At 50.7% G+C, this 21,564-nt stretch carries 23 protein-coding genes, 1 tRNA gene and 1 riboswitch; of the genes, 21 read left to right on the top strand and 3 right to left on the bottom strand.

Annotation, left to right across the window (positions count from 1 at the left end; genetic code table 11):
* Positions 1-35 precede the first annotated feature (35 nt).
* The 17 genes from AC6CHM_RS05955 to AC6CHM_RS05875 all read left to right on the top strand — a co-directional run bounded on the left by AC6CHM_RS05955 (position 36) and on the right by AC6CHM_RS05875 (position 16,352).
* Positions 36-1,163 (top strand): ATP-dependent DNA helicase, encoded by a 1,128-nt coding sequence (locus tag AC6CHM_RS05955; RefSeq protein WP_122083390.1) that lies wholly within the window; start codon positions 36-38, stop codon positions 1,161-1,163.
* A gap of 109 nt (positions 1,164-1,272) precedes the next feature.
* Entirely contained in the window at positions 1,273-2,013 is a 741-nt protein-coding gene (locus AC6CHM_RS05950) for a pyridoxine 5'-phosphate synthase (RefSeq protein WP_115052610.1), read from the top strand.
* A gap of 140 nt (positions 2,014-2,153) precedes the next feature.
* Positions 2,154-4,079 (top strand): potassium transporter Kup, encoded by a 1,926-nt coding sequence (locus AC6CHM_RS05945; protein ID WP_115052611.1) that lies wholly within the window; start codon positions 2,154-2,156, stop codon positions 4,077-4,079.
* A 23-nt stretch (positions 4,080-4,102) separates the two neighbouring features.
* On the top strand, positions 4,103-5,326 hold the full coding sequence (locus AC6CHM_RS05940; RefSeq protein WP_498172371.1) for an FAD-dependent oxidoreductase: 1,224 nt from the start codon (positions 4,103-4,105) through the stop codon (positions 5,324-5,326).
* A gap of 78 nt (positions 5,327-5,404) precedes the next feature.
* Complete coding sequence (locus AC6CHM_RS05935; RefSeq protein WP_498172369.1) at positions 5,405-6,055, top strand: TetR/AcrR family transcriptional regulator; 651 nt, start codon at positions 5,405-5,407, stop codon at positions 6,053-6,055.
* A gap of 60 nt (positions 6,056-6,115) precedes the next feature.
* Entirely contained in the window at positions 6,116-7,135 is a 1,020-nt protein-coding gene (ilvC, locus tag AC6CHM_RS05930) for a ketol-acid reductoisomerase (RefSeq protein ID WP_113097408.1), read from the top strand.
* Positions 7,136-7,690: 555 nt separating this feature from the next.
* Complete coding sequence (locus AC6CHM_RS05925) at positions 7,691-8,806, top strand: endonuclease/exonuclease/phosphatase family protein (protein WP_307286070.1); 1,116 nt, start codon at positions 7,691-7,693, stop codon at positions 8,804-8,806.
* Between the two features lie 3 nt (positions 8,807-8,809).
* Positions 8,810-9,523 (top strand): NUDIX hydrolase, encoded by a 714-nt coding sequence (locus AC6CHM_RS05920; RefSeq protein ID WP_307286067.1) that lies wholly within the window; start codon positions 8,810-8,812, stop codon positions 9,521-9,523.
* Between the two features lie 52 nt (positions 9,524-9,575).
* A complete protein-coding gene (locus tag AC6CHM_RS05915) occupies positions 9,576-10,514 on the top strand; it encodes a PhzF family phenazine biosynthesis protein (RefSeq protein ID WP_307286626.1) in 939 nt (312 codons plus the stop codon).
* Between the two features lie 112 nt (positions 10,515-10,626).
* Positions 10,627-10,702 (top strand) — tRNA-Lys (locus AC6CHM_RS05910).
* 85 nt (positions 10,703-10,787) lie between these two features.
* Complete coding sequence (locus tag AC6CHM_RS05905) at positions 10,788-11,132, top strand: RidA family protein (protein ID WP_008123603.1); 345 nt, start codon at positions 10,788-10,790, stop codon at positions 11,130-11,132.
* Between the two features lie 167 nt (positions 11,133-11,299).
* Entirely contained in the window at positions 11,300-11,578 is a 279-nt protein-coding gene (gene rpsU, locus AC6CHM_RS05900) for a 30S ribosomal protein S21 (RefSeq protein WP_115052617.1), read from the top strand.
* Positions 11,579-11,758: 180 nt separating this feature from the next.
* Positions 11,759-12,328 carry an NADPH-dependent FMN reductase gene (locus AC6CHM_RS05895; protein WP_498172367.1) on the top strand — a complete coding sequence of 190 codons (570 nt, stop codon included), beginning with the start codon at positions 11,759-11,761 and terminating at the stop codon, positions 12,326-12,328.
* Between the two features lie 45 nt (positions 12,329-12,373).
* A riboswitch (TPP riboswitch) is annotated at positions 12,374-12,494 on the top strand.
* Between the two features lie 102 nt (positions 12,495-12,596).
* On the top strand, positions 12,597-14,414 hold the full coding sequence (thiC, locus tag AC6CHM_RS05890) for a phosphomethylpyrimidine synthase ThiC (protein ID WP_498172366.1): 1,818 nt from the start codon (positions 12,597-12,599) through the stop codon (positions 14,412-14,414).
* A gap of 1 nt (position 14,415) precedes the next feature.
* A complete protein-coding gene (gene thiO / locus AC6CHM_RS05885; protein ID WP_498172364.1) occupies positions 14,416-15,411 on the top strand; it encodes a glycine oxidase ThiO in 996 nt (331 codons plus the stop codon).
* A complete protein-coding gene (thiS, locus tag AC6CHM_RS05880; protein WP_115052620.1) occupies positions 15,380-15,577 on the top strand; it encodes a sulfur carrier protein ThiS in 198 nt (65 codons plus the stop codon). Before thiO ends, thiS begins: the two co-directional genes overlap by 32 nt.
* 1 nt (position 15,578) lies before the next feature.
* Complete coding sequence (locus tag AC6CHM_RS05875; protein ID WP_498172362.1) at positions 15,579-16,352, top strand: thiazole synthase; 774 nt, start codon at positions 15,579-15,581, stop codon at positions 16,350-16,352.
* A gap of 5 nt (positions 16,353-16,357) precedes the next feature.
* Here the strand turns inward: AC6CHM_RS05875 and AC6CHM_RS05870 are convergent, their stop codons facing one another.
* Together AC6CHM_RS05870 and AC6CHM_RS05865 are read right to left on the bottom strand one after the other, a co-directional pair.
* Positions 16,358-16,954 carry a class I SAM-dependent methyltransferase gene (locus AC6CHM_RS05870; RefSeq protein WP_498172360.1) on the bottom strand — a complete coding sequence of 199 codons (597 nt, stop codon included), beginning with the start codon at positions 16,952-16,954 and terminating at the stop codon, positions 16,358-16,360.
* A 12-nt stretch (positions 16,955-16,966) separates the two neighbouring features.
* On the bottom strand, positions 16,967-17,416 hold the full coding sequence (locus tag AC6CHM_RS05865) for an RrF2 family transcriptional regulator (RefSeq protein ID WP_115052622.1): 450 nt from the start codon (positions 17,414-17,416) through the stop codon (positions 16,967-16,969).
* A 302-nt stretch (positions 17,417-17,718) separates the two neighbouring features.
* Here AC6CHM_RS05865 and AC6CHM_RS05860 point away from each other — a divergent pair, with 302 nt between their 5' ends.
* The 4 genes from AC6CHM_RS05860 to cysW all read left to right on the top strand — a co-directional run bounded on the left by AC6CHM_RS05860 (position 17,719) and on the right by cysW (position 20,965).
* Positions 17,719-17,910 carry a hypothetical protein gene (locus AC6CHM_RS05860; protein WP_115052623.1) on the top strand — a complete coding sequence of 64 codons (192 nt, stop codon included), beginning with the start codon at positions 17,719-17,721 and terminating at the stop codon, positions 17,908-17,910.
* Between the two features lie 251 nt (positions 17,911-18,161).
* Positions 18,162-19,169 (top strand): sulfate ABC transporter substrate-binding protein, encoded by a 1,008-nt coding sequence (locus AC6CHM_RS05855; protein WP_498172358.1) that lies wholly within the window; start codon positions 18,162-18,164, stop codon positions 19,167-19,169.
* 103 nt (positions 19,170-19,272) lie between these two features.
* On the top strand, positions 19,273-20,115 hold the full coding sequence (cysT, locus tag AC6CHM_RS05850; RefSeq protein WP_307286041.1) for a sulfate ABC transporter permease subunit CysT: 843 nt from the start codon (positions 19,273-19,275) through the stop codon (positions 20,113-20,115).
* Complete coding sequence (cysW, locus tag AC6CHM_RS05845) at positions 20,099-20,965, top strand: sulfate ABC transporter permease subunit CysW (protein ID WP_498172356.1); 867 nt, start codon at positions 20,099-20,101, stop codon at positions 20,963-20,965. Before cysT ends, cysW begins: the two co-directional genes overlap by 17 nt.
* On the opposite strand, the gene AC6CHM_RS05840 is transcribed toward cysW, so the two are convergent.
* The gene (locus tag AC6CHM_RS05840) at positions 20,962-21,522 is read right to left on the bottom strand and encodes an RBBP9/YdeN family alpha/beta hydrolase (RefSeq protein WP_498172355.1); all 561 of its coding nucleotides are present in this window, start codon (positions 21,520-21,522) and stop codon (positions 20,962-20,964) included. The genes cysW and AC6CHM_RS05840 overlap by 4 nt on opposite strands.
* Between the last annotated feature and the right edge of the window lie 42 nt (positions 21,523-21,564).

Here is a 21,564-nt window from a genome sequence, read left to right as displayed (position 1 = left end):
TTGCCCTTTGATTACGAATCCTGTCTCTCAGGATCATGCAACTGTCACCACAACAGGATGAGGCCTTACAGGCCGTCTCAAAATGGCTGAAGGGCGGACGAAGTCCGATTTTCAGGCTGTTTGGCTATGCCGGCACCGGCAAAACAACGCTTGCGCGTTATTTTGCGGAACATATCGAAGGCGATGTTCAATTTGCTGCGTTTACGGGCAAAGCTGCGCAGGTTTTGCGTTCCAAGGGCGCCAAGAACGCGCGCACGCTGCATTCGCTTATCTATAGGCCGCGCGGTGAAGAGGCTGTCGAAAACGAAACGACAGGCAAAACCAGCATCGCGCCAACCTTTTCGCTCAATAGGCAGAGTCCTGTAGCAAAGGCAAAATTGATTGTCGTTGATGAGTGCTCGATGGTTGATGAGCAATTGGGGCGGGACCTTATGAGTTTCGGAACGCCAATTCTTGTTTTGGGTGATCCGGGACAATTGCCGCCCATATCCGGCGGTGGCTTTTTCACCGAACATGAGCCTGACTTTCTATTGAGTGAGATTCATCGGCAAGCGCGTGACAATCCAATTTTGCGGTTGGCCTTGGACGTTCGTGAGGGGCGCGAATTTGAATTTGGCGATTATGGTGCCGCCAAGGTGATTTCCAAGTCAGAGGTTACTCAAGAGCTGGTGCTGGGGGCAGATCAAGTGCTCGTGGGTACGAACCGAACCCGCAAACGATATAATCAGCGCTTGCGAGAGCTCAAGGGATTTTCGGCTGCCTTTCCGCAGGCAGGCGATAAGCTGGTCTGCTTGCGTAACGATCCAGCCAAGGGGCTTCTCAATGGTTCGCTTTGGAAGGTGATGACCTCTTCACGCGAGACAGTAAAACCTGGCATCAACTTGCTGATCGCACCGGAAGATGAAGAGCCAGGACGGGGTGTCGCGAAAATAAAATTGCTGAAAGCGCAGTTTGACGATCCCGATGTGGAGATACCGTGGCAAACAAAGAAGCGTTTCGATGATTTCGATTATGGCTACGCGTTGACTACTCATAAGGCACAGGGTTCACAGTGGAACGAAGTGGTGCTGTTTGACGAGAGCTATGCGTTTCGAGACACGCGGGATCGCTGGCTTTATACGGCTATAACCCGTGCAGCCGAACGCTTGACTGTTGTCCGATAAATTCAGGTGGTTAAGTTGAGGGTTTGCGCTGCCGTCGCAAAGATAAGCATGTCTAGCGTCTCCAAACTCATGTACAACAAAACCCAAATACACTGCTCCGGATATTTTCATGACCGCATCTTTGTCTGTTAATCTGAACGCAATTGCTATGTTGCGGAACCGCCGTGATCTGCCTTGGCCAAATGTCATCGGTATCGGCCGTATAGCATTGGCTGCGGGGGCTTCCGGACTGACGGTGCATCCCCGGCCCGATGAACGGCATATCCGGTTTGCCGACCTTCCGGAAATTCGTGCCCTCATTGATGATGAGTTTCCTGAAGCAGAGTTCAATATTGAAGGTTATCCAACCAGTGAATTTCTCGAACTGGTTACCAGGAATGAACCAGAGCAGGTGACGCTGGTGCCGGATGATCCAGCCCAATCGACGTCCGATCATGGTTGGGACTTGGAGCGCAACGCAGAATTTCTGACGCCTATTATTCGGGATTTGAAAAACCGCGGCATGCGAGTCTCCCTTTTTGTTGATCCGGATCCGGAGACGCCGCTGGCCGCAAAAGAACTTGGCGCTGATCGAATTGAACTTTACACTGGCCCTTATGGCTCAATGTATGATGACCCAAACGGCGCGCTAATTGAACTTGAGAAGCTGGGCGTTACGGCATCTGCAGCAGCGAAAGCGGGTATTGCGGTGAATGCCGGACATGATCTGACGGTAGCAAATTTACCTGCGCTGGTGAAGAAAGTGCCAAAACTTGCCGAAGTTTCCATTGGTCACGGCCTCACAGCGGATGCTTTAATACATGGGATGGCGGGCTCTGTGGAAAGATTTCTCAATGCGCTCAAGGTATAATGCTTTGATTTAGCATGCTAATCTGCTGTCATGCATTTTTGCATAACGCAAAGGATGAGATATGTTAAAATGGCGATTGATATTGCGGTGCAACACGACTAACTCGTCCGCCCACGCTGTAGGAGCGAGGGAAAACTTTTATGAATGACCAGCAAGCGGTCGGCGATGATTGCGATAACGGTTCGGTAAGTTACGAGCCAGAACCGCATCACAAGGAAGCCTTTCCAGTTCTCGTTCTGGGCGCGCTTGGTGTTGTCTATGGCGATATCGGAACCAGCCCGATCTATGCTTTTCGCGAAGCGTTGCATGCTGCCTCCCTTGATGGCAGCTTGAGCCGTACTGACGTGCTCGGCGTCGTATCCATGATTTTTTGGGCATTGACGGTCATTGTTACCATCAAGTACGTCACCTTCGTATTGCGCGCAGATAATGACGGCGAAGGCGGTATCCTATCCTTAATGGCCCTGGCCCGGTCCAGCTTTAAATCACGGCCGCAACTTATCTTGGGGCTTGGTATCATTGGCGCTTCCCTGTTTTATGGGGATGCCGTGATAACGCCTGCGATCTCTGTTCTCTCGGCCGTCGAGGGACTTGAGATAGTAACGCCAACATTAAAACCATTTATCGTCCCGATAACGATTGTCATCCTCCTAACCTTGTTCTCCATCCAAAGGTTTGGGACAGCGAGCGTAGCAAAGATATTTGGACCGATTACGTTGATCTGGTTTCTTGCAATCGGTTTTTTCGGCCTGCTGCACATTGCCGACGATCTCAGCATTTTTGCGGCTGTTAACCCATACTATGCGTTCGAATATATCATGGACAATCCGGGTACCGCTTTCCCCACCATTGGAACTGTGTTCCTTGCCGTGACGGGTGCGGAAGCGCTTTATGCCGATCTTGGCCACTTTGGACGCAAACCGATTGCTACCGCTTGGATGTGGGTTGTTTTCCCGTGTTTGCTGCTCAATTACTTTGGGCAGGGCGCCTTCATCCTCGCTTATCCGGATGAAGCAAAAAATCCATTCTTCGAGATGTTCCCGCATTGGGCACTCTTACCGATGGTTGTGTTGGCGACTATGGCCACTGTTATCGCCAGCCAGGCCGTTATTTCGGGCGCATATTCATTGTCCCGTCAAGCTGTGCAATTGAACCTTCTGCCGCGCCTGAATATCGAGCACACGTCAGAGAAACAGTCAGGCCAAGTCTACCTGCCAAAGGTCAACGCACTTCTCGGTATTGTTGTTATACTGCTTGTTTTGGGCTTCGAGCGCTCTTCAAATCTGGCATCCGCATACGGTATTGCCGTTACTGGAAATATGCTAGTAACGACAATCCTGCTTTTCATTGTCATGACCCGCATCTGGAAATGGAGTTTGTGGTTGGCAACCAGTCTGACCGCGTGTTTCCTCATCATCGACCTTGTTTTTGTAAGCGCCAATTTGATTAAGGTCGTAGATGGAGGCTGGGCGTCTTTGGTCGTTGCTTTCCTGGTTGTTCTTATCATGTTTACCTGGGTTCGCGGCAGCCGGAAGCTCTTCGAGAAAACTCGCAAGGGCGAAGTTCCGCTGGCTTTGATCTCAAAGAAAATGGCTGAAAATCCGCCTACCCTGGTCCCGGGCACTGCGGTTTTCCTGACTGGCGATCCGAAAAGCACGCCAACAGCGCTCATGCACAGTCTTAAGCACTACAAGGTTTTGCATCAGAACAATGTGATCCTGACCGTAATCACCGCTCCATCGCCTTTGGTGAAAAAGAGTGAGCGGGTGCGGATAGAACCTATCAACGACCTGTTCATGCGGGTAACCTTGACGTTCGGCTATATGGAGCGACCAAACATTCCCAGGACGCTCGCGATTTGTCGTAAGCAAGGATGGAAGTTCGATATTATGACGACTTCATTCTTCCTGTCCCGGCGGTCCTTGAAGGCTTCGGCGCGCTCTGAAATGCCACGCTGGCAGGACCGTCTTTTCATTGCTCTGGCAAGAAGCGCCAGCGATGCGACTGAATATTTTCAGATACCAACAGGACGCGTCGTCGAGATTGGAACGCAGGTCAATATTTAGCCCGCATTAGCAAACTGGTCCGCATGAAAAAATTACAGATCGCTATTGTTGGCGCAGGACCGGCTGGATTGGCCGCCGCGCTCTACCTTAAGCGTTCGGACAATCATGTTACATTGTTTGAACGGTTTGAATCGGCTTCTGCGGTTGGTTCAGGTCTTATCCTTCAACCCACGGGACTGACGGTTCTTGACGATCTCGGGTTGTTTGAGATGATCCGGGGTTTGGGTAGTCGCATCGACAGACTTTATGGTGCGGATGCACATTCTGGCCGCACTGTTCTTGACGTGAGATACTCTGCGCTTAAGGGTGGGCGTTATGGCATTGCGGTTCACCGGGCGGCTTTGTTTGGTGTGCTTTACGATGCAGTGCTACGCGAAGCTATCGATATTGAGACGAATATTGATGTTGTTTCAATGGAAGTCGGAGCTGGTTCCGCTTGGCTCATAACGGATACTGGCCGCCGCGTCGGGGCCTTTGATCTGATTGTTGATGCCAGCGGATCGAGATCGAAAATAAATAAATTTGCATACAAGAGCCGCGACCCGAAGCCGCTGGCTTATGGGGCTTATTGGGCCTCGCTCAAATGGCATCCGGATGCCTTTGATGAGCGTTCGCTGCAACAGCGTTATCGCAAAGCAGGAATAATGATTGGCGTGCTGCCGATAGGCAAAGCAAGCGTTGCTGGCGAGAAGAGCGCTGCCTTCTTCTGGAGTACCAAGCCAGACGAAGACGCAAAATTGCGTAGTGCCGGAATGACGCAATGGAAAGACAATATATTGTCACTTTGGCCGGAATGTTCGGTTTATCTCGACCAGATCGGCAGCTTCGATGATATGGCATTGGCGCGTTATGGCCATCATACACTCCCTTTCCCAATCGGGCGTCACCTTTCGGTTATTGGCGATGCAGCACATTCGACGAGTCCCCAATTGGGGCAGGGTGCAAATATGGCTTTGCTGGATGCCAAGGCTCTCGCTCATGCGCTGCATTCTTCATCAGACCTTGCAACAGCATTGTCGCTATATGCATCGTCGCGACGTGGGCATATACGGAGTTTCCAAGCGTTGTCGCGCGCATTCACGCCATTTTATCAATCAGACTCCAGAATATTGCCCTTCATCCGTGACCGCTTGGTACCAATAATTTCTGGCATTCCGCCAGCGCCGCAATTATTGGCAGCAATGGTTTCAGGCACGCTGATAGATCCATTTGGACCGATCGGATTGCGTGAGAAAGTCTGGAGCTGAATTTTCGGCCTAACGCTTGTCAAACCCTGGGACATGTATTAAAAGCCAAGCCGTAACGTACGGTACGGTACGGTACGGATGGAGGATGTGTTGAAAGCAGAACTGGAAATCAGCGAAACGGCATTAACGGAACGTCAGAAAGACGTCCTTGATGCTGCGCTCGCGCTTCTGGTTGAAGCTGGCGACAAACTCACAATGACAAGCGTGGCGCGCCGTGCAAGCTGTTCGAAAGAAAGCTTATACAAATGGTTTGGCGACCGCGATGGCTTGCTGACGGCTACAGTCCAGTGGCAAGCCTCCAAGGTCAGGGGAGTACCCGTCAGCCGCAATGCATTTGATCGCGATGCGCTGGTAGCTGGTTTGGAGCGTTTCGCGGCCGATTGGCTGCGGGTTTTGTCGGGTAAAATCTCAGTTGCATTGAACCGCGTTGCTGTCACGCATGCCGGCACAGACAAGCACGGACTTGGTCGCGATCTTGGCGGTATCGTTCTGGAGAATGGCCCATTTGCCATGGCTCGCAGGCTCGAGCCCGTTCTGCTGCTTGGCCGGGAAGCGGGGTTGCTTAAGTTCGAACAGACCGATGAGGCATTCCGTACATTTTTTGGTCTGGTTGTTCGCGATTTGCAAATTCGTCTGCTGCTAGGAGATCGCTTCGAGTTGGGCGAGGCAGCTATTGAGCGTGACGCAAAACGGGCCACTGAACAATTTCTGGTTCTATACAAACCTTGAGAAAAACCGGTCAAGCGACTGGAAAACAATACTGATTGAAACATAGGAAGGAATAACAAAATGCGCGTATATTATGATCGTGATGCGGACATCAATCTGATCAAGTCGAAGAAGGTCGCCATCATCGGCTACGGTTCGCAGGGGCGTGCGCATGCGCTCAATCTGAAGGATTCCGGTGCAAAGGATGTCCGCATTGCTCTGCGTCCCGGTTCAGCAACAGCGAAAAAGGCTGAAGCGGACGGATTTCAGGTCGTCAGCGTTGCCGAGGCAGCCAAATGGGCCGACCTTATGATGATGGCAACGCCTGATGAATTGCAGGCCGATATCTACAAGGACCATATCGCCGATAACATCCGCGACGGTGCTGCGATCGCTTTTGCTCATGGTCTTAACGTTCACTTCGGTCTCATTGAGCCGAAGAAGACTGTTGACGTTGTTATGATCGCGCCAAAGGGCCCCGGCCACACGGTTCGTGGTGAGTATCAGAAGGGCGGTGGCGTACCATGCCTCATCGCTATTCATCAGGATGCATCCGGCAACGCACATGATCTCGCTCTATCCTACGCTTGTGGCGTTGGTGGCGGTCGTTCGGGCGTTATCGAAACCAATTTCCGTGAAGAATGCGAAACCGATCTGTTCGGTGAACAGGTTGTTCTGTGCGGCGGTCTCGTTGAGCTGATCCGCGCCGGTTTCGAAACATTGGTTGAAGGTGGCTATGCGCCTGAAATGGCCTATTTTGAGTGCCTGCACGAAGTAAAGCTCATCGTTGATTTGATCTATGAAGGCGGTATCGCCAACATGAATTATTCGATCTCGAACACTGCAGAGTGGGGTGAGTATGTATCCGGCCCACGCATCATCACGGCTGAGACAAAAGCAGAGATGAAGCGCGTTCTGACCGACATTCAGACCGGCAAGTTCACTTCCGATTGGATGCAGGAGTATAAGGCCGGCGCATCGCGCTTCAAGGCCATCCGTCGCAACAATGACAAACACCAGATCGAAGAAGTTGGTGAGAAGCTGCGCGGCATGATGCCTTGGATCGGTAGCAACAAGCTGGTCGATAAGGCAAAGAACTAAGAAGATCAGAACACAATTTTAAAGGCCACCGGCGAAACCCGGTGGCTTTTTTGTGCCTTTAGATCCGGCGAAGCCACTGAATTTACATTACAAATTGCATCGTTCTCGCGGACGGTTATATGGCTTATAGGTATTGTCGAAAGCTCGATAGGACTGATAGGCCGCGCGACATTTCTCAGCCTGCGTAGGACCGTTATTTCCGGTCGGTCGGTTAGCTCGTCCATTGTAGCAGTTTCCTGTCGAACAATCCCGCAGACTATCCCGATACGGACTATTATTGCGCAGGATCGTTGGGGATCGCGGCACCACATCAAGCCCTCGCGGAGCCGGTCGATATGTCTGGATTTCTCGCGCGAAAGCAGTCGGCATCTGGCCGACCATTTCTAAAACCAGAAGAGCCAGCGCCATCTTAAGAAATTTCATTGTTTCAAGCTTCCGGTTATTCATAGGGTTGATATAGGCGCTTGTGATGCCAATCGCTACTGGCAGCAACGGGGTAATGCGGGTAGGCTATGAGCGCATAGAGCGTCATTGATCTTAATCCAGAGTATTTGCATGTCAGTTCGCATTGCTACCTTCAACGTTGAAAATCTGATGAATCGCTTCGACTTTTCCGGTTTCAAAAATAATCTTAACAAAGACAGAGCCTTGCAGCTCTTTCAGATAGATGATGAGGCGCAATACCGGCAACTCGAACAGGCTCGAGCTATTGCTTATGCCGATGACACACGCCAGCTGACCGCATTGGCGATCGCCGAAACTCACGCGGACATTCTTTGCCTCCAGGAGGTGGACAATATCGGCGCGCTGAATGCTTTCGAATTCGGCTATTTGTTCAAGATGGTGGGTGAGGGCTATCGCCACAAATATATGGTCGAAGGAAATGACAGCCGTGGCATCGACGTTGCTGTCCTGATGCGAGATCAGACACGTGACGGTTTACCGATCGAATTTGTTGCGATGACGAGTCATGCCCATCTCACATATAATGATTTTGGTATTTATAGCTCTGACCTGGCGTTATTGGGTATCGAATCCTACCAGCGAATATTCAAGCGTGACTGCCTAGAGATCGACGTGCGCATCGGTGGAAAGCCGTTGACGCTTTTTGTCAGTCATTTCAAATCCATGGGCACGCCTCGCAACGGCATGGATGGGCGGGCTGCTTCCATGCCCGTCCGAGTTGCGGAGGCAAAGGCCGTGCGCCGTATCATCGAAGACAAATTTGCCAGCAGTGGGGGATCAGCTGATAAGAGTTGGGTCATCTGTGGTGATTTCAATGATTATCGAGAGCGTGTTCTTATCAAGGGGGACACGCTGGTTGGGTACATGTTCGAGCCGGTTAAAGAGATAGAGAGCAGTCTTAACATCCTGCTTGAGGGTGGCTTTTGTGAAAATCTGGTAGAAAGACGCCCCGAAATGGATCGCTGGACGCTTTATCACACGCGAGGACCCAATGAACGGCACTTGTGCCAGCTTGATTATATCTTGGCGTCACCGTCCTTGGCGCAGAATAACATGCAAGCTGTTCCCGACATCATCAGACAAGGACAGCCATTCCGGGCAGTATTCCCACCTGATCAAAAGTTTGAACGTTTTCCTCGTATTGGCTGGGATCGCCCCAAGGCCAGCGATCATTGTCCTGTCGTAGTTACGTTTGACATGGTTTGAACAATGAAAGCCTCTCCCGAGAAGACGGTGATTGAGCTCAAACATGCCGCGATACGGATAGAAAGTGGCTCGCTCACCTATGAATTAGAAAACAAGTCTGAAATTGGGGCAAATTGGGAAGAGGAAATTAGAGCCAATCCTACTCTTTTCAATGGCGATTTCTTTATGGCTGAGCAGGCTCACGTCAACGGTGATGCCTTCGAAGCGGTCTATAAACGCACGCGTTTCAAAACGATGATGCACTGGAAGAAGAATCGGACATCACTGAAGCCTTGGCACGTTTATGCAGTAGGCGTGATCGTCTCTAACGACAATAAGCTGATCGCCGGTCGAATGGCCAGTTCAACGGCGGCGGCAGGGCGTGTCTATTTTCCGGCCGGTTCCTTTGATGAAGGTGATGTGCGCAACGAAATTATTGATATTGAAGGGAATATGAGGCGTGAGGTTTTGGAGGAGACTGCTATTGATTTAGCGGATGCTCAGGGCTTTGACAGCAATATTTATCTCGTTACCGCGGATCGCAGCATTGCATTGTTTCGTCGCTATTATTTTGATTTGTGTTCCCAAGAATTGTTGACGCGCATACGTCGCCATATCGCTGCAGAACTTATTTCGGAGCTCGACGATGTTGTTGCAGTGGCTTCATCGGCTGATATGACCGATACAACACCTGTTACATTCCGCGCGTTCGGCGACTGGCATTTCAGCCAAATGTAACCGTTACAAGGTTTGACTTGCGCCACTTTAGGGTTGGTCTATTTTTCATCAAATTGAAAAAGGGGCAACGCCCATGACCTTCCGCCGTTATGAAATATATGATGTCTTTACTTCCGAGGTCCTGAAAGGGAATCCATTGGCAATCGTTCACGATTCGCAGGGCCTTGATGATGAGGCGATGCAGCGTATCGCCCGTGAGTTCAACCTGTCGGAAACAGTTTTCGTGCTGCCGGCGAAAAACGCCGCTCATACAGCATGGGTTCGCATTTTTACGCCGGATTATGAGATGCCGTTCGCCGGGCATCCTACGGTTGGGACAGCTGTGTCACTTGCGCAAAATCGTTTTGGTGAAGTTGAAAACGATCAAGATGCGCTTATTATTTTGGAAGAGCAGGTTGGACCTGTTCGGTGCGGCGTAAGACTGGGAAAACACGGGGCTTTTGCGGAATTTGACCTCCCTAAATTGCCGCAACGGGTAGACTACAACTACGACAAGGTTGCCATAGCGCGGGCACTGCGGTTAGAGCGCGACGAGATTGGTTTTGAAAACCATGTTCCCAGCATTTGGGATGCCGGTGTACCATTTTTACTTGTGCCGATACGTGGTCTTGCATCAGCTGCTCGAATACGGATCGATCAGGCTGCAATGCAGCGGATAGCACCCCGAATTGGCCATAGGCAATTGCCGGTTTATGCTTACTGCCGTGAAACCGTAGGGCATGAGAACGATTTTCATTCGCGTATGTTTGTCAGTGACGAAGGAACTTATGAAGACCCTGCAACCGGCTCAGCGACAGCTGCGTTTGCCGGTGCAATTCACTTGTTCGATGAACCGCTTGATGGCGTACAGCGATTTTCTATTGAACAAGGCTATGAGATGGGCCGGCTGTCGAAACTTGAGCTAGAACTCGATATTAAGGATAAGGCAATCATAAGCGCACGAATCGGTGGCGCGGCGATCAAGGTGGCAGAGGGCAAGTTGTTTGTCTGAGAACGAAAATTTCATCTTCTTGCCGATCAGCGCGATAAAGTTTGGTGAAGGGCTGGACAGGCAAGATTTGCCCCGTTATAGAGCGCTCACTGTCGTCGCGGAAGCGGCTGACGGGCACATAGCTCAGTTGGTAGAGCAGCTGACTCTTAATCAGCGGGTCGTAGGTTCGATCCCTACTGTGCCCACCATTTTTCTGAAACGAGGGCCGTATGGCCCTTTTTTCTTGCACCAAGCAAGCCTCGGCTTGTCCGAAACCTTCCACAGGAGATTTTCATGAGCGTTCGTCGTATTGAAGCAGGCCCTCGCATGAGCCAGGCCGTGATCCATGGTAATACAGTCTATCTGGCCGGTCAGGTAGGTGGTCCGGGCAAGAGCGTAACAGAACAGACTAAAGACGTCCTGGCCTCGGTTGATCGTTTGCTCAAAGAGGCAGGTACAGATAAGTCGAAGTTGTTGCAGGCCATCATCTGGCTTGATGACATGAAGGACTTTGGCGAAATGAATGCAGTATGGGATGCATGGGTTGATCCGGCCAATGCTCCAGCACGCGCGACAGGTGAAGCCAAGCTTGCAACACCGGAATATAAGGTTGAAATCATCATCACGGCTGCAATCTAAAGATTGCGTATCCAAGTTTAATTGCTTGGGTGCACTGGATTTTTGGCGCGGGAATGAATAAAGTCCGCGCTTCTCCGGATTGCCGTTGTGGCAATTCTTCAAACGCTTGTCTGATTGTGGCCAGTTTTGGTACTGCAAGACGAGGCAAGCATGGGTAAGGAAAACGATTGCAAGTTCTCGTCCGTGATAACAATGTTGAACAAGCCCTACGGGTCTTGAAGAAAAAGATGCAGCGCGAAGGTCTATTTCGCGAAATGAAGGCCCGTCAGGCTTTCGAAAAGCCTTCTGAACGTCGTGTTCGCGAAAAAGCAGAAGCCGTTAGCCGCGCCCGCAAGGCCGCCCGCAAGCAGGCTCAACGCGAAGGCTTGTTGCCTGGACCAAAGAAAAAAGAACGTGTTGCACGCCCTGGCGCGCCAGCAGGTAACGACTATAATAATAATCGCTGATATCTGACGGGCTTTAACGCCCTTCATTGTGACGACAAACCCGCATGGCCAAAACGCTATAGCGGGTTTCGTTTTTGTGGGACTGCGCAGACATTCCGGGCAGTTTCAAAAAAGTGCCTTCTTGTGCGATGGGTCAATGTCTTTACTTATCGATTATCGCAGTTTTGGAGATATGATCCTATGGCACTCAAGCTCAATATTATAATCGCAAGCACGCGGCCCGGGCGTGGTGGTCCTGCTGTAGCAAAGTGGTTCAACGAATTCGCCAAGCAGGATGGCAAGTTCGACCCTGTGCTTATCGATTTGGCTGATTTCAAGTTGCCGGTCTATGACGAACCGAATCATCCCCGCATGAAAAAATACGAACATCCGCATACAAAGAAGTGGAGTGAGGCGATTGAGCCGGCCGACGCTTACATCTTTGTAATGCCTGAATATGACTACAACGCGCCACCTTCGCTCATCAATGCCTTAGTCTATTTATGGAATGAGTGGAACTACAAACCTGTAAGCTTTGTAAGTTATGGCGGTGTTTCCGGTGGTTTGCGTGCTACCGAATCGGTCAAAGGGTTGATCTCGGCACTCCGTATGGTTTCGCTTGCAGAAAGCGTTCCCATTCCTTCGTACCAGCAGTTTATCAACGATGATGGCGTGTTCACGCCAAATGAACTGATAACTACCAGCGCCAGCACGGTTTTGACTGAACTTGCAAAATGGGCAGGTGCTCTGAAACCGCTTCGCGCTTCGTAATTTTATGAAGCGCTTGACAGCAATACGTCAGGCGGTTCACTTTAGGCCATTCACCAGGGGAGTCCCGACAAGGGGCTGAGATACTGCTTCAGGCATAGCCAAGCGCAGTGACCCGTTGAACCTGATCCAGTTCACACTGGCGTAGGGACGGTGCAAAGGTTATCGCGCATAGTGCATTCGCACTGAATCCATGATTGGATTCGCGAGGCTTCTTTCATCCTTCCGGCTCAGAACTGGGTTTCCTGCAATAACGCAAAGGAACCTGACGATGACTGCTGTAACAAAAATTACCGAGGCCCCGAAAGTTTCAACCGGGCCGCTTCCCGCCTCAATCAAGATTTATAAACCAGGGCAGATACATGCTGATATTCGCGTTCCCTTGCGCGAAATTGCGGTTCATCCCACCGCTGGTGAGCCAAACCTTGCGGTTTACGATTCATCCGGTCCCTACACTGACGCAACTGCAAGTATCGATATCAATAAAGGGATCGCACGTGTTCGTGAGGCATGGAAAATCGGTCAACAGGCCGATAGCTATTCCTATAAGGGGCGAATAATCCAGTCAGCTGACAATGGCTTCGCCACGGGCGAGCGGCTTACAAGAGAATTTCCTGTTCAATATCAGCCACGCCGCGCTTACGACGGAAAAGCGATTACGCAGCTTGCTTACGCCCGCGCGGGAATTATTACGCCTGAAATGGAATATGTCGCCATAAGGGAGAATCTCGGTCGGGAAGCCGCACGGAACCAGGTTCGGGATGGCGAGTCATTCGGTGCATCGTTACCGGATCATGTGACATCGGAATTCGTACGGGAGGAAATCGCCAGGGGGCGGGCCATCATACCTGCCAATATCAATCATCCTGAGCTTGAGCCTATGATCATAGGTCGGAATTTCCTCGTGAAGATCAATGCCAATATCGGTAATTCCGCCGTCACATCGTCGATGGAGGAGGAAGTCGAAAAGATGGTTTGGGCTATCCGCTGGGGTGGCGATACGGTGATGGACTTGTCGACCGGGCGCAACATCCACAATATTCGCGAGTGGATTATCCGTAATTCGCCGGTTCCCATCGGAACTGTCCCGCTATATCAGGCGCTGGAGAAGGTTGGCGGTATCGCTGAAGATCTGACTTGGGAAGTTTACAGAGATACGCTGATCGAACAGGCAGAGCAGGGCGTCGACTACTTTACTATTCATGCCGGTGTCCGACTGCATTATATTCCACTGACGGTTAATCGTGTCACGGGCATCGTCTCGCGAGGCGGTTCAATCATGGCAAAGTGGTGCCTGCATCATCACCGGGAAAGCTTTCTTTATGAGCATTTCGAGGAAATCTGCGATATTTGCCGTGCTTATGATGTCAGTTTTTCACTCGGTGACGGATTGCGACCCGGTTCAATAGCCGATGCAAACGACGCGGCGCAGTTTGCTGAGCTTGAAACATTGGGTGAACTGACTCAGATCGCTTGGGCCAGAGATTGCCAGGTTATGATCGAAGGTCCCGGTCATGTGCCGATGCACAAGATCAAAGAGAATATGGACAAGCAGCTTGCTGTTTGCGGAGAGGCACCATTCTACACGCTTGGACCGCTGACGACAGACATTGCTCCCGGCTACGATCATATTACCTCTGGCATCGGTGCTGCAATGATCGGCTGGTTTGGCACGGCGATGCTTTGTTATGTTACGCCTAAAGAACATCTGGGATTGCCCAATCGAGACGACGTAAAGGTCGGCGTTATTACCTACAAGATTGCTGCACATGCGGCGGATTTGGCCAAGGGGCATCCGGCGGCGAAGCTTCGAGATGATGCTCTATCCCGTGCGCGCTTTGAGTTTCGCTGGGAGGACCAGTTTAATCTCTCTCTTGATCCTGAGACGGCGAGACTCTACCACGATGAGACCTTGCCGAAAGAAGCGCATAAGGTTGCGCATTTTTGCTCAATGTGCGGGCCGAAGTTTTGCTCAATGCGCATTTCACACGACATTCGTGCGGAGGCTCAAAAAGAAGGCATGGCAGCGATGGCGGAGAAATTCCGCACAGGCGGCGAGCTCTATATGCCGCTCAATGCCGGGGAATGAGGTGAATATTCTGGTGAAAGGGGCCGGCGTTGCCGGCCTCACAGTTGCTTATGAGCTTCGAGCACGTGGAGCCGAAGTGACGATACTAGACCCCTTTGGCGGCGAAAATTCTGCAGCCTCCTGGTATGCCGGTGGCATGCTCGCACCTTGGTGTGAGCGCGAAAGCGCTGAACAGGCTGTCATTGATCTTGGAATAAACGCGGCCAATTGGTGGGAGTCTGTAATTCCCGGATCCGTGAGTCGCAAGGGAACGCTGGTGGTGGCCACACCGCGGGATGTAAAAGAACTGGAGCGCTTTGGCGCGCGGACGTCGGGCTTTGTGCGCATTGGTGAGGAAGCAATTTCGCTCTTGGAACCCGATCTTGGCGCAGCGGCTTTCCGCAAGGGATTGTTCTTTGAAAGTGAGGCGCATCTGGCGCCACGTCAGGTTCTAACGGAATTAAAGGCAAAACTCGTTGGGTTAGGCGCCCGCTGCGAAACTGGGACGAGCGCCGCTGAAATTTCCAGCTTTGAATGGGTTATCGATTGTACTGGAATCGCGTCTCCAGATATTGATTTGCGGGGCGTGCGTGGCGAAATGCTCATCTTGCGCAGCAAAGACATATCACTGTCACGACCCATACGGCTTATTCACCCGCGGTTCCCGCTTTATATTGTGCCCCGACCGGACCACACTTTCATGGTGGGCGCGACGATGATTGAGAGCGATGCAAATGGACCGGTAACGGCGCGCTCAATGATGGAATTGTTGAACGCTGCCTACACTGTTCACCCGGCATTTGGTGAAGCCGAAATTATCGAAACCGGAACAGGCGTTCGCCCAGCCTACCCAAATAATCTGCCGCGCGTGGTTAAAACGGGCAATTGCATCAGCATTAACGGACTTTATCGACACGGTTTTCTGCTTGCGCCAGCGATGGCAAAGCAGGCTGCCGACATGATCCTGAAAGAAAGGAGTATACGCCATGAAACTCACCGTGAACGGACAGGCGCATGATGTCTCGGCGCAAACTCTTGAAGCGCTGTTGTTAGAGCTTGAATTTGAGGGTGAATGGCTCGCAACAGCAGTCAATAGTGAGCTTGTACGAGCAAACGAGCGGCAGAATCACACTCTAAAGAATGGTGATCGCATCGAAATTTTGACCCCGAAGCAGGGTGGGTGAAATGTTGAAACTTTATGGCGCCGAAATATCGTCTCGCCTTTTGCTTGGTACGGCGCAGTATCCATCTCCTGCAATTCTTATAGATGCGATTAAAGCTTCAGGAACAGAGATCATAACCGTGTCGTTGCGCCGCGAAATGGCTGGCACGAAAACTGGCGACGGATTTTGGTCCTTGCTTCGTTCCTTGAAATTGCGTGTGTTGCCTAATACAGCCGGGTGTCACACAGTGAAAGAAGCTGTGCTGACTGCGCATATGGCGCGTGACGTTTTTTCTACAGACTGGATCAAGCTTGAAGTCATTGGTAATCACGACACTCTACAACCCGATGTTTTCGCTTTGGTAGAAGCCGCAAGGATTTTGAGCGAAGATGGCTTCAAGGTGTTTCCCTATACAACCGATGACCTGGTCATCGCTGAACGGTTGCTGGAAGCGGGCTGCGATGTTCTCATGCCGTGGTGCGCACCTATTGGTTCAGCCATGGGACCGCTCAATTTGCATGCATTGCGCTCGATACGCGGGCATTTCCCTGAGGTTCCGATTATTATCGATGCTGGCTTGGGTCGGCCGTCGCATGCAGCGGCTGTGATGGAATTGGGATTTGATGCGGTCCTTCTCAATACAGCGGTAGCCAAGGCAGGCAATCCGCCAGCAATGGCACAGGCTTTTGCCAAAGCTGTTGAGGCTGGCCATCAAGCTTATCAAGCGGTCGTGCTGGAGCCGCGCGATATGGCTGTGCCGTCAACGCCTGTAATAGGCAAGGCTGTATTTACATAGGGAGATTACCTGGCCTTTGTAGCAATAACATCGAGCCATTCCGTCGGCTCATTATCGTAACCACTTCCCATATAATTCTTGATCTCGACCAAAGACCAGCTTGAGCCATAAGCCTGCCTAAGCCATTCAGGGGAGGGGTAGTTATAATAACGGCCAAACTTGTCGCGCCCTTCCTGCTTTCCAGCCTTGTAACTGGCATAAAACACACCGCCCGATTTAAGCGCTCGCTCGATACGCTGAAGAATAGCGGCAAGGTTTGGTCGCGGAACATGTAAAAGACAGGCGTTGGCCCACACAGCATCAAATTTGCTGCGATCCTTGATTTGATCGAACTTCAATACTTTTGCAGGAACGCCCAGACGTTTCTCAGCTTGATAGGCAAGTTCTGGGCTGCCATCGGTAGGTGTAACGTCAAAGCCTAGAGCGAGCATGCGGGCACTGTCATCGCCGCCGCCGCAACCAAGTTCTAGAATGGAGCAATTGCGAGTAAGACGAATAAGAAAGGAATCCAATCGTTCGTATGATCTATGTTCAATGCGATTGGCATAGGTCTCAGCTTCTTCTGAATAAAATCGAAGAGTATCTTGATCTTCAGCGACCACCACATCGTCCTTTTACATATCAAGAATGGCGGGTATTTTCCCCTTTTCGCCATAGATCAGACAATCGGCAATGGTCGTTTTGTCGAGTACCCCGCGTGTTACATTCGCAACTTCGTTGAAAACATGGCGGATTTCACAGGTATCTTCATCGCTGCAGTCCTCGCAGCGCCGATAGGCAATTTTACTCAAACACGGAAGGGAAGCTATGGGGCCGTCTATCAGGCGCAGAATTTCGCCGAAAGTAATGTCGTCCGCACCTTTCAGAAGAAGATAGCCACCCATCTTGCCTCTTCGGCTCATGACAATGCCTTCACGCTTTAGGTCTAGCAAAATCTGTTCGAGAAATTTCTTTGGAATATTTTGCTCTTCTGCAATATCCGAAATGAATAAAGCTTTTTCAGAGTCGGCGCGTGCGAGGACGACAAGCGCGCGGAGAGCATATTTTGCTTTTTGCGATATCATTCTTCTTAGCCTACAACCTTCTGGGTGCAGTCATAGCCCTTCGATAAACATTTCCTAGTATAAAAACGTAAAAAATGTGAGTTTTTTTGCGGCGCCCGAATGTCTCAATAATGGCACGTAATGCTCTGAAAAATAATAATTCATTAAGGTTTTTGCTTTGGAAAATACCTTTGTGAAGCCATTTTGATACACGATTAAATCAGTCGTGATTATTGACAAACAATTTCAAGGCGTCATCATTGTCGTTCTATTGCCCGTCAATGGTAAGCCACTTTACAGCCGAGTTATTTTTGGAGGTCGCAATGTATAGTGAAGTCTCAAACATCTTCAATCGAGCGGAGCGTTTATGGCGTGAGGTATTTACGTCTGATAACATCAAATTCGATGCTCGTAATTCTGAGAATTGCGCAGATGATAAAGCTCCTGTGAAGAAGCGGCGCAACTCGGGCGAGGAAGATTTTCTGTGGTGCTGGCAGCATCGTGGTTTTTGGTAAACCGACAGCCTGAGACCCGAAGTATATCAATTAATGCGGGCGGCCTGGAGCATCGCCGTCGTTTGCCCTGATTTTCCCAGTTCATAGTATTTTGTTTCTATTCTTTGCGGTTCCTTGGAAAGGTAACCCTTCCTTCCGCCCGTTTTTACCGACAGTCTTAGAATAATTGTCCGTGAAGCCGGAGAGCAGGCGGATTGGGTGTGGCTTGAAAAGTAGATTGGGCGATTATCGCCTCCGACTGGGAGAATTTCATGAAAAAATTGGTTGCTTTTGCGGCTTTGGCGCTGAGCTTTGCTTTAACTCCTGCACAAGCGGCAGAAGAGCCTACGGAAATTCTCAATGTCTCTTACGATATCTCCCGTGAACTTTACGAGCAGATCAACAGAGCTTTTAGCGCTGCTTACAAGGTACAGGTCGGTAAGGACATTACGGTAAACCAGTCGCATGCGGGCTCATCGAAGCAGGCGCGCTCCATTCTTGAAGGCCTTGAGGCTGACGTTGTAACGTTCAATCAGGTGACCGACGTGCAAGTGTTGCACGATAAGGGAAATTTGATCCCAGCCGATTGGCAATCACGCCTTCCCAACAATTCATCGCCATATTATTCCCTTCCTGCTTTTCTCGTGCGGGCCGGTAATCCAAAGAATATCAAGAACTGGGATGATCTTGTTCGTGATGATGTAAAGGTTGTTTTCCCCAATCCGAAAACATCCGGTAATGGTCGGTATACTTACTTGGCCGCCTATGCCTATGCGCTTGAAGCAAACAATAAGGATCAAGCAAAGGCTCAAGAGTTCGCGAAAAAGTTGCTTGCCAATGTTCCGGTGTTTGACACTGGCGGTCGCGCTGCCACCACAACTTTCGCTGAACGCGGGATTGGCGACGTGCTCATCACGTTCGAGGCAGAGGTGCTGGGCACTCGAAAGCAGCTTGGCGAAGACAAGTACGAAGCGGTCATTCCACCGGTAAGCTTGTTAGCTGAGTTTCCAGTATCTGTAGTCGATAAAGTTGCGGATAAGCGCGGATCACGTGCAATTGCTGAAAGCTATCTGAAATTCCTTTACACCTCGGAAGGCCAGGACATCCTCGCGCAGAATTATAACCGTGTGCATGATGAAGCAGTCAAAGCCAAATACGCCTCGCAGTTTCCAGAAACCCGTCTTTTGACTGTCGAGGATGTGTTCGGAGGCTGGAAGAAGGTCACCACAGATCATCTGGCTGAAGGTGGTATTCTTGATAAGGTATTCACCAAGCGCTGAATCAAAGGTAAATCTCTATACAGACGGCGCGGCAGCCAATCCGCGTCGTTTTTCGTTGCAACAGATCACTTGCGTTAAAGTCTGGATGAATTAAGAACCTCGCATGTCATTGTTTTCCAAGTCCAGTCAGCGCGGAATTTTGCCCGGTTTCGGTCTCACTCTTGGAGTGACGTTATTTTATTTTACGTTGATTGTGGCTCTGCCATTGCTGGCAATGCTGTACAAATCCTTCAATCTGGGTTGGGCGGATTTCTGGAGTATCATCTCTTCTGAACGGGCCGTCGCAACCTATCGCATAACAGTCAGTGCAGCTTTGTTGGCCACCTTGCTGAATGCGCTTTTTGGGATGCTCCTAGCGTGGGTATTGGTGCGTTACGAGTTTCCCGGAAAACGACTTCTTGATGCGGTGGTCGACTTGCCTTTCGCTTTGCCTACGGCCGTTGCTGGGTTGGCATTGGTCACCGTATTTTCCGCCAATGGCTGGTTCGGACGGTATTTGGAGCCGCTGGGTATCAAAATCGCATATGCACCTTTGGGAATTGCGCTCGCGATGATGTTTACCAGCATTCCCTTCGTTGTCCGGACGGTTCAGCCCGTTTTGGAAGATGTGGCAACAGATGTAGAAGAGGCTGCCCGCTCTTTGGGTGCCACAAACTGGCAGATATTCGCAAACATTATCTGGCCCGCCATTTTTCCGGCATTTGTCGCTGGTTGCAGCCTTTCATTTGCAAGAAGCTTGGGAGAGTTTGGTGCCATCGTCTTTATTTCGGGCAATTTGCCGTTTGAAACAGAAGTAATGTCTCTTCTCGTCTTTATCCGGCTTGATGAATATGACTATCCCGCAGCTGCAGCCATAGCGACAGTTATGTTGGTCATAGCGTTCGTCATGCTTTTCGTAACAAACTCAATACAGGCCTGGCAGCTGAAATATGCAGAACGTAACTAATCTTGCTGCGCCCGTCGGGAGCCTGAAGCCGTCATCGCGACACGGCAAAAAGCCCGTGCGATTGTCCCAGCGGCTTTTGGTAATTTCCGCGATTTTGCTGTCTATATTGCTTATCGGCGTACCGCTGCTCGTTATTTTCACCTACGCATTTCGGGAGGGTATGACGGTTTATTTGACTCAGATAAGCCAACCCGCAACTCTGCACGCGATTTGGCTAACTGTCTTGACCGCGATCGTCGTAGTGCCGATCAACATGGTGTTCGGGATTTGCGTGGCATGGTTGGTTACGCGCTTTAGATTTGCCGGACGAGGGTTGCTGATTACATTTATCGAGATACCTTTTTCGGTCTCGCCAATCGTTGCGGGTGTGACCTATCTCTTCCTATATGGGAGTCAGGGCCTGCTTGGACCGTTGTTGGAGAACTACGACATAAAAATTATGTTTACGGTTCCCGCCATCTTTTTGGTGAGCCTTTTCGTTACAAGCCCATTCGTTGCACGCGAGCTTATTCCCCTGATGCATGCTCAAGGTAGCGAAGATGAGGAGGCGGCAATCACCCTTGGCGCCAATGGCTTGCAAACATTCTTTTACGTTACATTGCCGAATATCCGTTGGGCTCTTCTTTACGGTGCGGTGCTATGCAATGCTCGCGTGATGGGCGAGTTTGGTGCCGTTTCAGTTGTTTCCGGCGCCATTCGGGGGCAAACCAACACTCTGCCGTTGCAAATTGAGCTGCTATTCAATGACTATAATGTCACTGGTGCATTTGCAGCCTCATCTACATTGGCGCTGATTGCTGTCGTGACATTAGTTCTCAAATATCTGCTTGAACGCAAGCAATTGGCTTAGGCAGCGCGTTGTGCGCGAAAACTCTGGTGAGGCCTGCGCATTGAATCTGCCAGGACATGTCCTTCTGGCCACGAGCCGAAACCGCTTTCAACATTAATGTGCCCTGAATTACCCATATCAACGAAACCGGAACCCCAGATATTCGCTAGGGCCTGTGCTTTATTGAAAGACATATAAGGATCGTCACGGCTTGCCACGACCACAGAAGGGAAGCTCAGTTTATGGCGCGGCAAGGGCGCGAAACTTGCAAACTTTTTGTCCCAAGCGGCCATACGCTCTGCGTCTGCGGGTGCCACGAGCACAGCGCCCGCTACATGCGCAGCTGAAGGCCTGCTCGCAAGGTGAGCCACCAAAATAGATCCTAGACTATGGGCCACAAGAATGGCACCGGGCGTTTCGGCAAGAGCGGCCTCCAATACATGAAGCCATTGGGATAGATCCGGATTGTCCCAGTCATCCTGTTCAAGGAGCTGCGATGTCTCATCCTCAAGCAACCACTGGCGTTGCCAATGGCCATTTTTTGAGCCGCGGTATCCCGGAATAATCAATGTTGTCATTGTGGCACTCCACGTTGAAGTCTGCCTTCAAAATAGAGTGGG

The organism is Phyllobacterium sp. GQ127 (assembly GCF_059758635.1).
The sequence above is the reverse complement of the archived record's forward strand: the minus strand, read 5'-3'. Positions and strand labels throughout refer to the sequence as shown.

Excerpts from the sequence above, each read along its gene's own strand:
- AC6CHM_RS05895 (WP_498172367.1), top strand. The coding sequence starts at position 11,759 with ATGGCACTCAAGCTCAATATTATAATCGCAAGCACGCGGCCCGGGCGT.
- AC6CHM_RS05875 (WP_498172362.1), top strand. The coding sequence starts at position 15,579 with ATGTTGAAACTTTATGGCGCCGAAATATCGTCTCGCCTTTTGCTTGGT.
- cysT (WP_307286041.1), top strand. The coding sequence starts at position 19,273 with ATGTCATTGTTTTCCAAGTCCAGTCAGCGCGGAATTTTGCCCGGTTTC.
- cysW (WP_498172356.1), top strand. The coding sequence starts at position 20,099 with ATGCAGAACGTAACTAATCTTGCTGCGCCCGTCGGGAGCCTGAAGCCG.
- AC6CHM_RS05950 (WP_115052610.1), top strand. The coding sequence starts at position 1,273 with ATGACCGCATCTTTGTCTGTTAATCTGAACGCAATTGCTATGTTGCGG.
- AC6CHM_RS05840 (WP_498172355.1), bottom strand. The coding sequence starts at position 21,522 with ATGACAACATTGATTATTCCGGGATACCGCGGCTCAAAAAATGGCCAT.
- AC6CHM_RS05905 (WP_008123603.1), top strand. The coding sequence starts at position 10,788 with ATGAGCGTTCGTCGTATTGAAGCAGGCCCTCGCATGAGCCAGGCCGTG.
- AC6CHM_RS05945 (WP_115052611.1), top strand. The coding sequence starts at position 2,154 with ATGAATGACCAGCAAGCGGTCGGCGATGATTGCGATAACGGTTCGGTA.
- thiC (WP_498172366.1), top strand. The coding sequence starts at position 12,597 with ATGACTGCTGTAACAAAAATTACCGAGGCCCCGAAAGTTTCAACCGGG.
- AC6CHM_RS05935 (WP_498172369.1), top strand. The coding sequence starts at position 5,405 with ATGGAGGATGTGTTGAAAGCAGAACTGGAAATCAGCGAAACGGCATTA.
- AC6CHM_RS05925 (WP_307286070.1), top strand. The coding sequence starts at position 7,691 with ATGTCAGTTCGCATTGCTACCTTCAACGTTGAAAATCTGATGAATCGC.
- thiS (WP_115052620.1), top strand. The coding sequence starts at position 15,380 with ATGAAACTCACCGTGAACGGACAGGCGCATGATGTCTCGGCGCAAACT.
- AC6CHM_RS05865 (WP_115052622.1), bottom strand. The coding sequence starts at position 17,416 with ATGATATCGCAAAAAGCAAAATATGCTCTCCGCGCGCTTGTCGTCCTC.
- ilvC (WP_113097408.1), top strand. The coding sequence starts at position 6,116 with ATGCGCGTATATTATGATCGTGATGCGGACATCAATCTGATCAAGTCG.
- AC6CHM_RS05940 (WP_498172371.1), top strand. The coding sequence starts at position 4,103 with ATGAAAAAATTACAGATCGCTATTGTTGGCGCAGGACCGGCTGGATTG.
- AC6CHM_RS05955 (WP_122083390.1), top strand. The coding sequence starts at position 36 with ATGCAACTGTCACCACAACAGGATGAGGCCTTACAGGCCGTCTCAAAA.
- AC6CHM_RS05920 (WP_307286067.1), top strand. The coding sequence starts at position 8,810 with ATGAAAGCCTCTCCCGAGAAGACGGTGATTGAGCTCAAACATGCCGCG.
- AC6CHM_RS05855 (WP_498172358.1), top strand. The coding sequence starts at position 18,162 with ATGAAAAAATTGGTTGCTTTTGCGGCTTTGGCGCTGAGCTTTGCTTTA.
- AC6CHM_RS05860 (WP_115052623.1), top strand. The coding sequence starts at position 17,719 with ATGTATAGTGAAGTCTCAAACATCTTCAATCGAGCGGAGCGTTTATGG.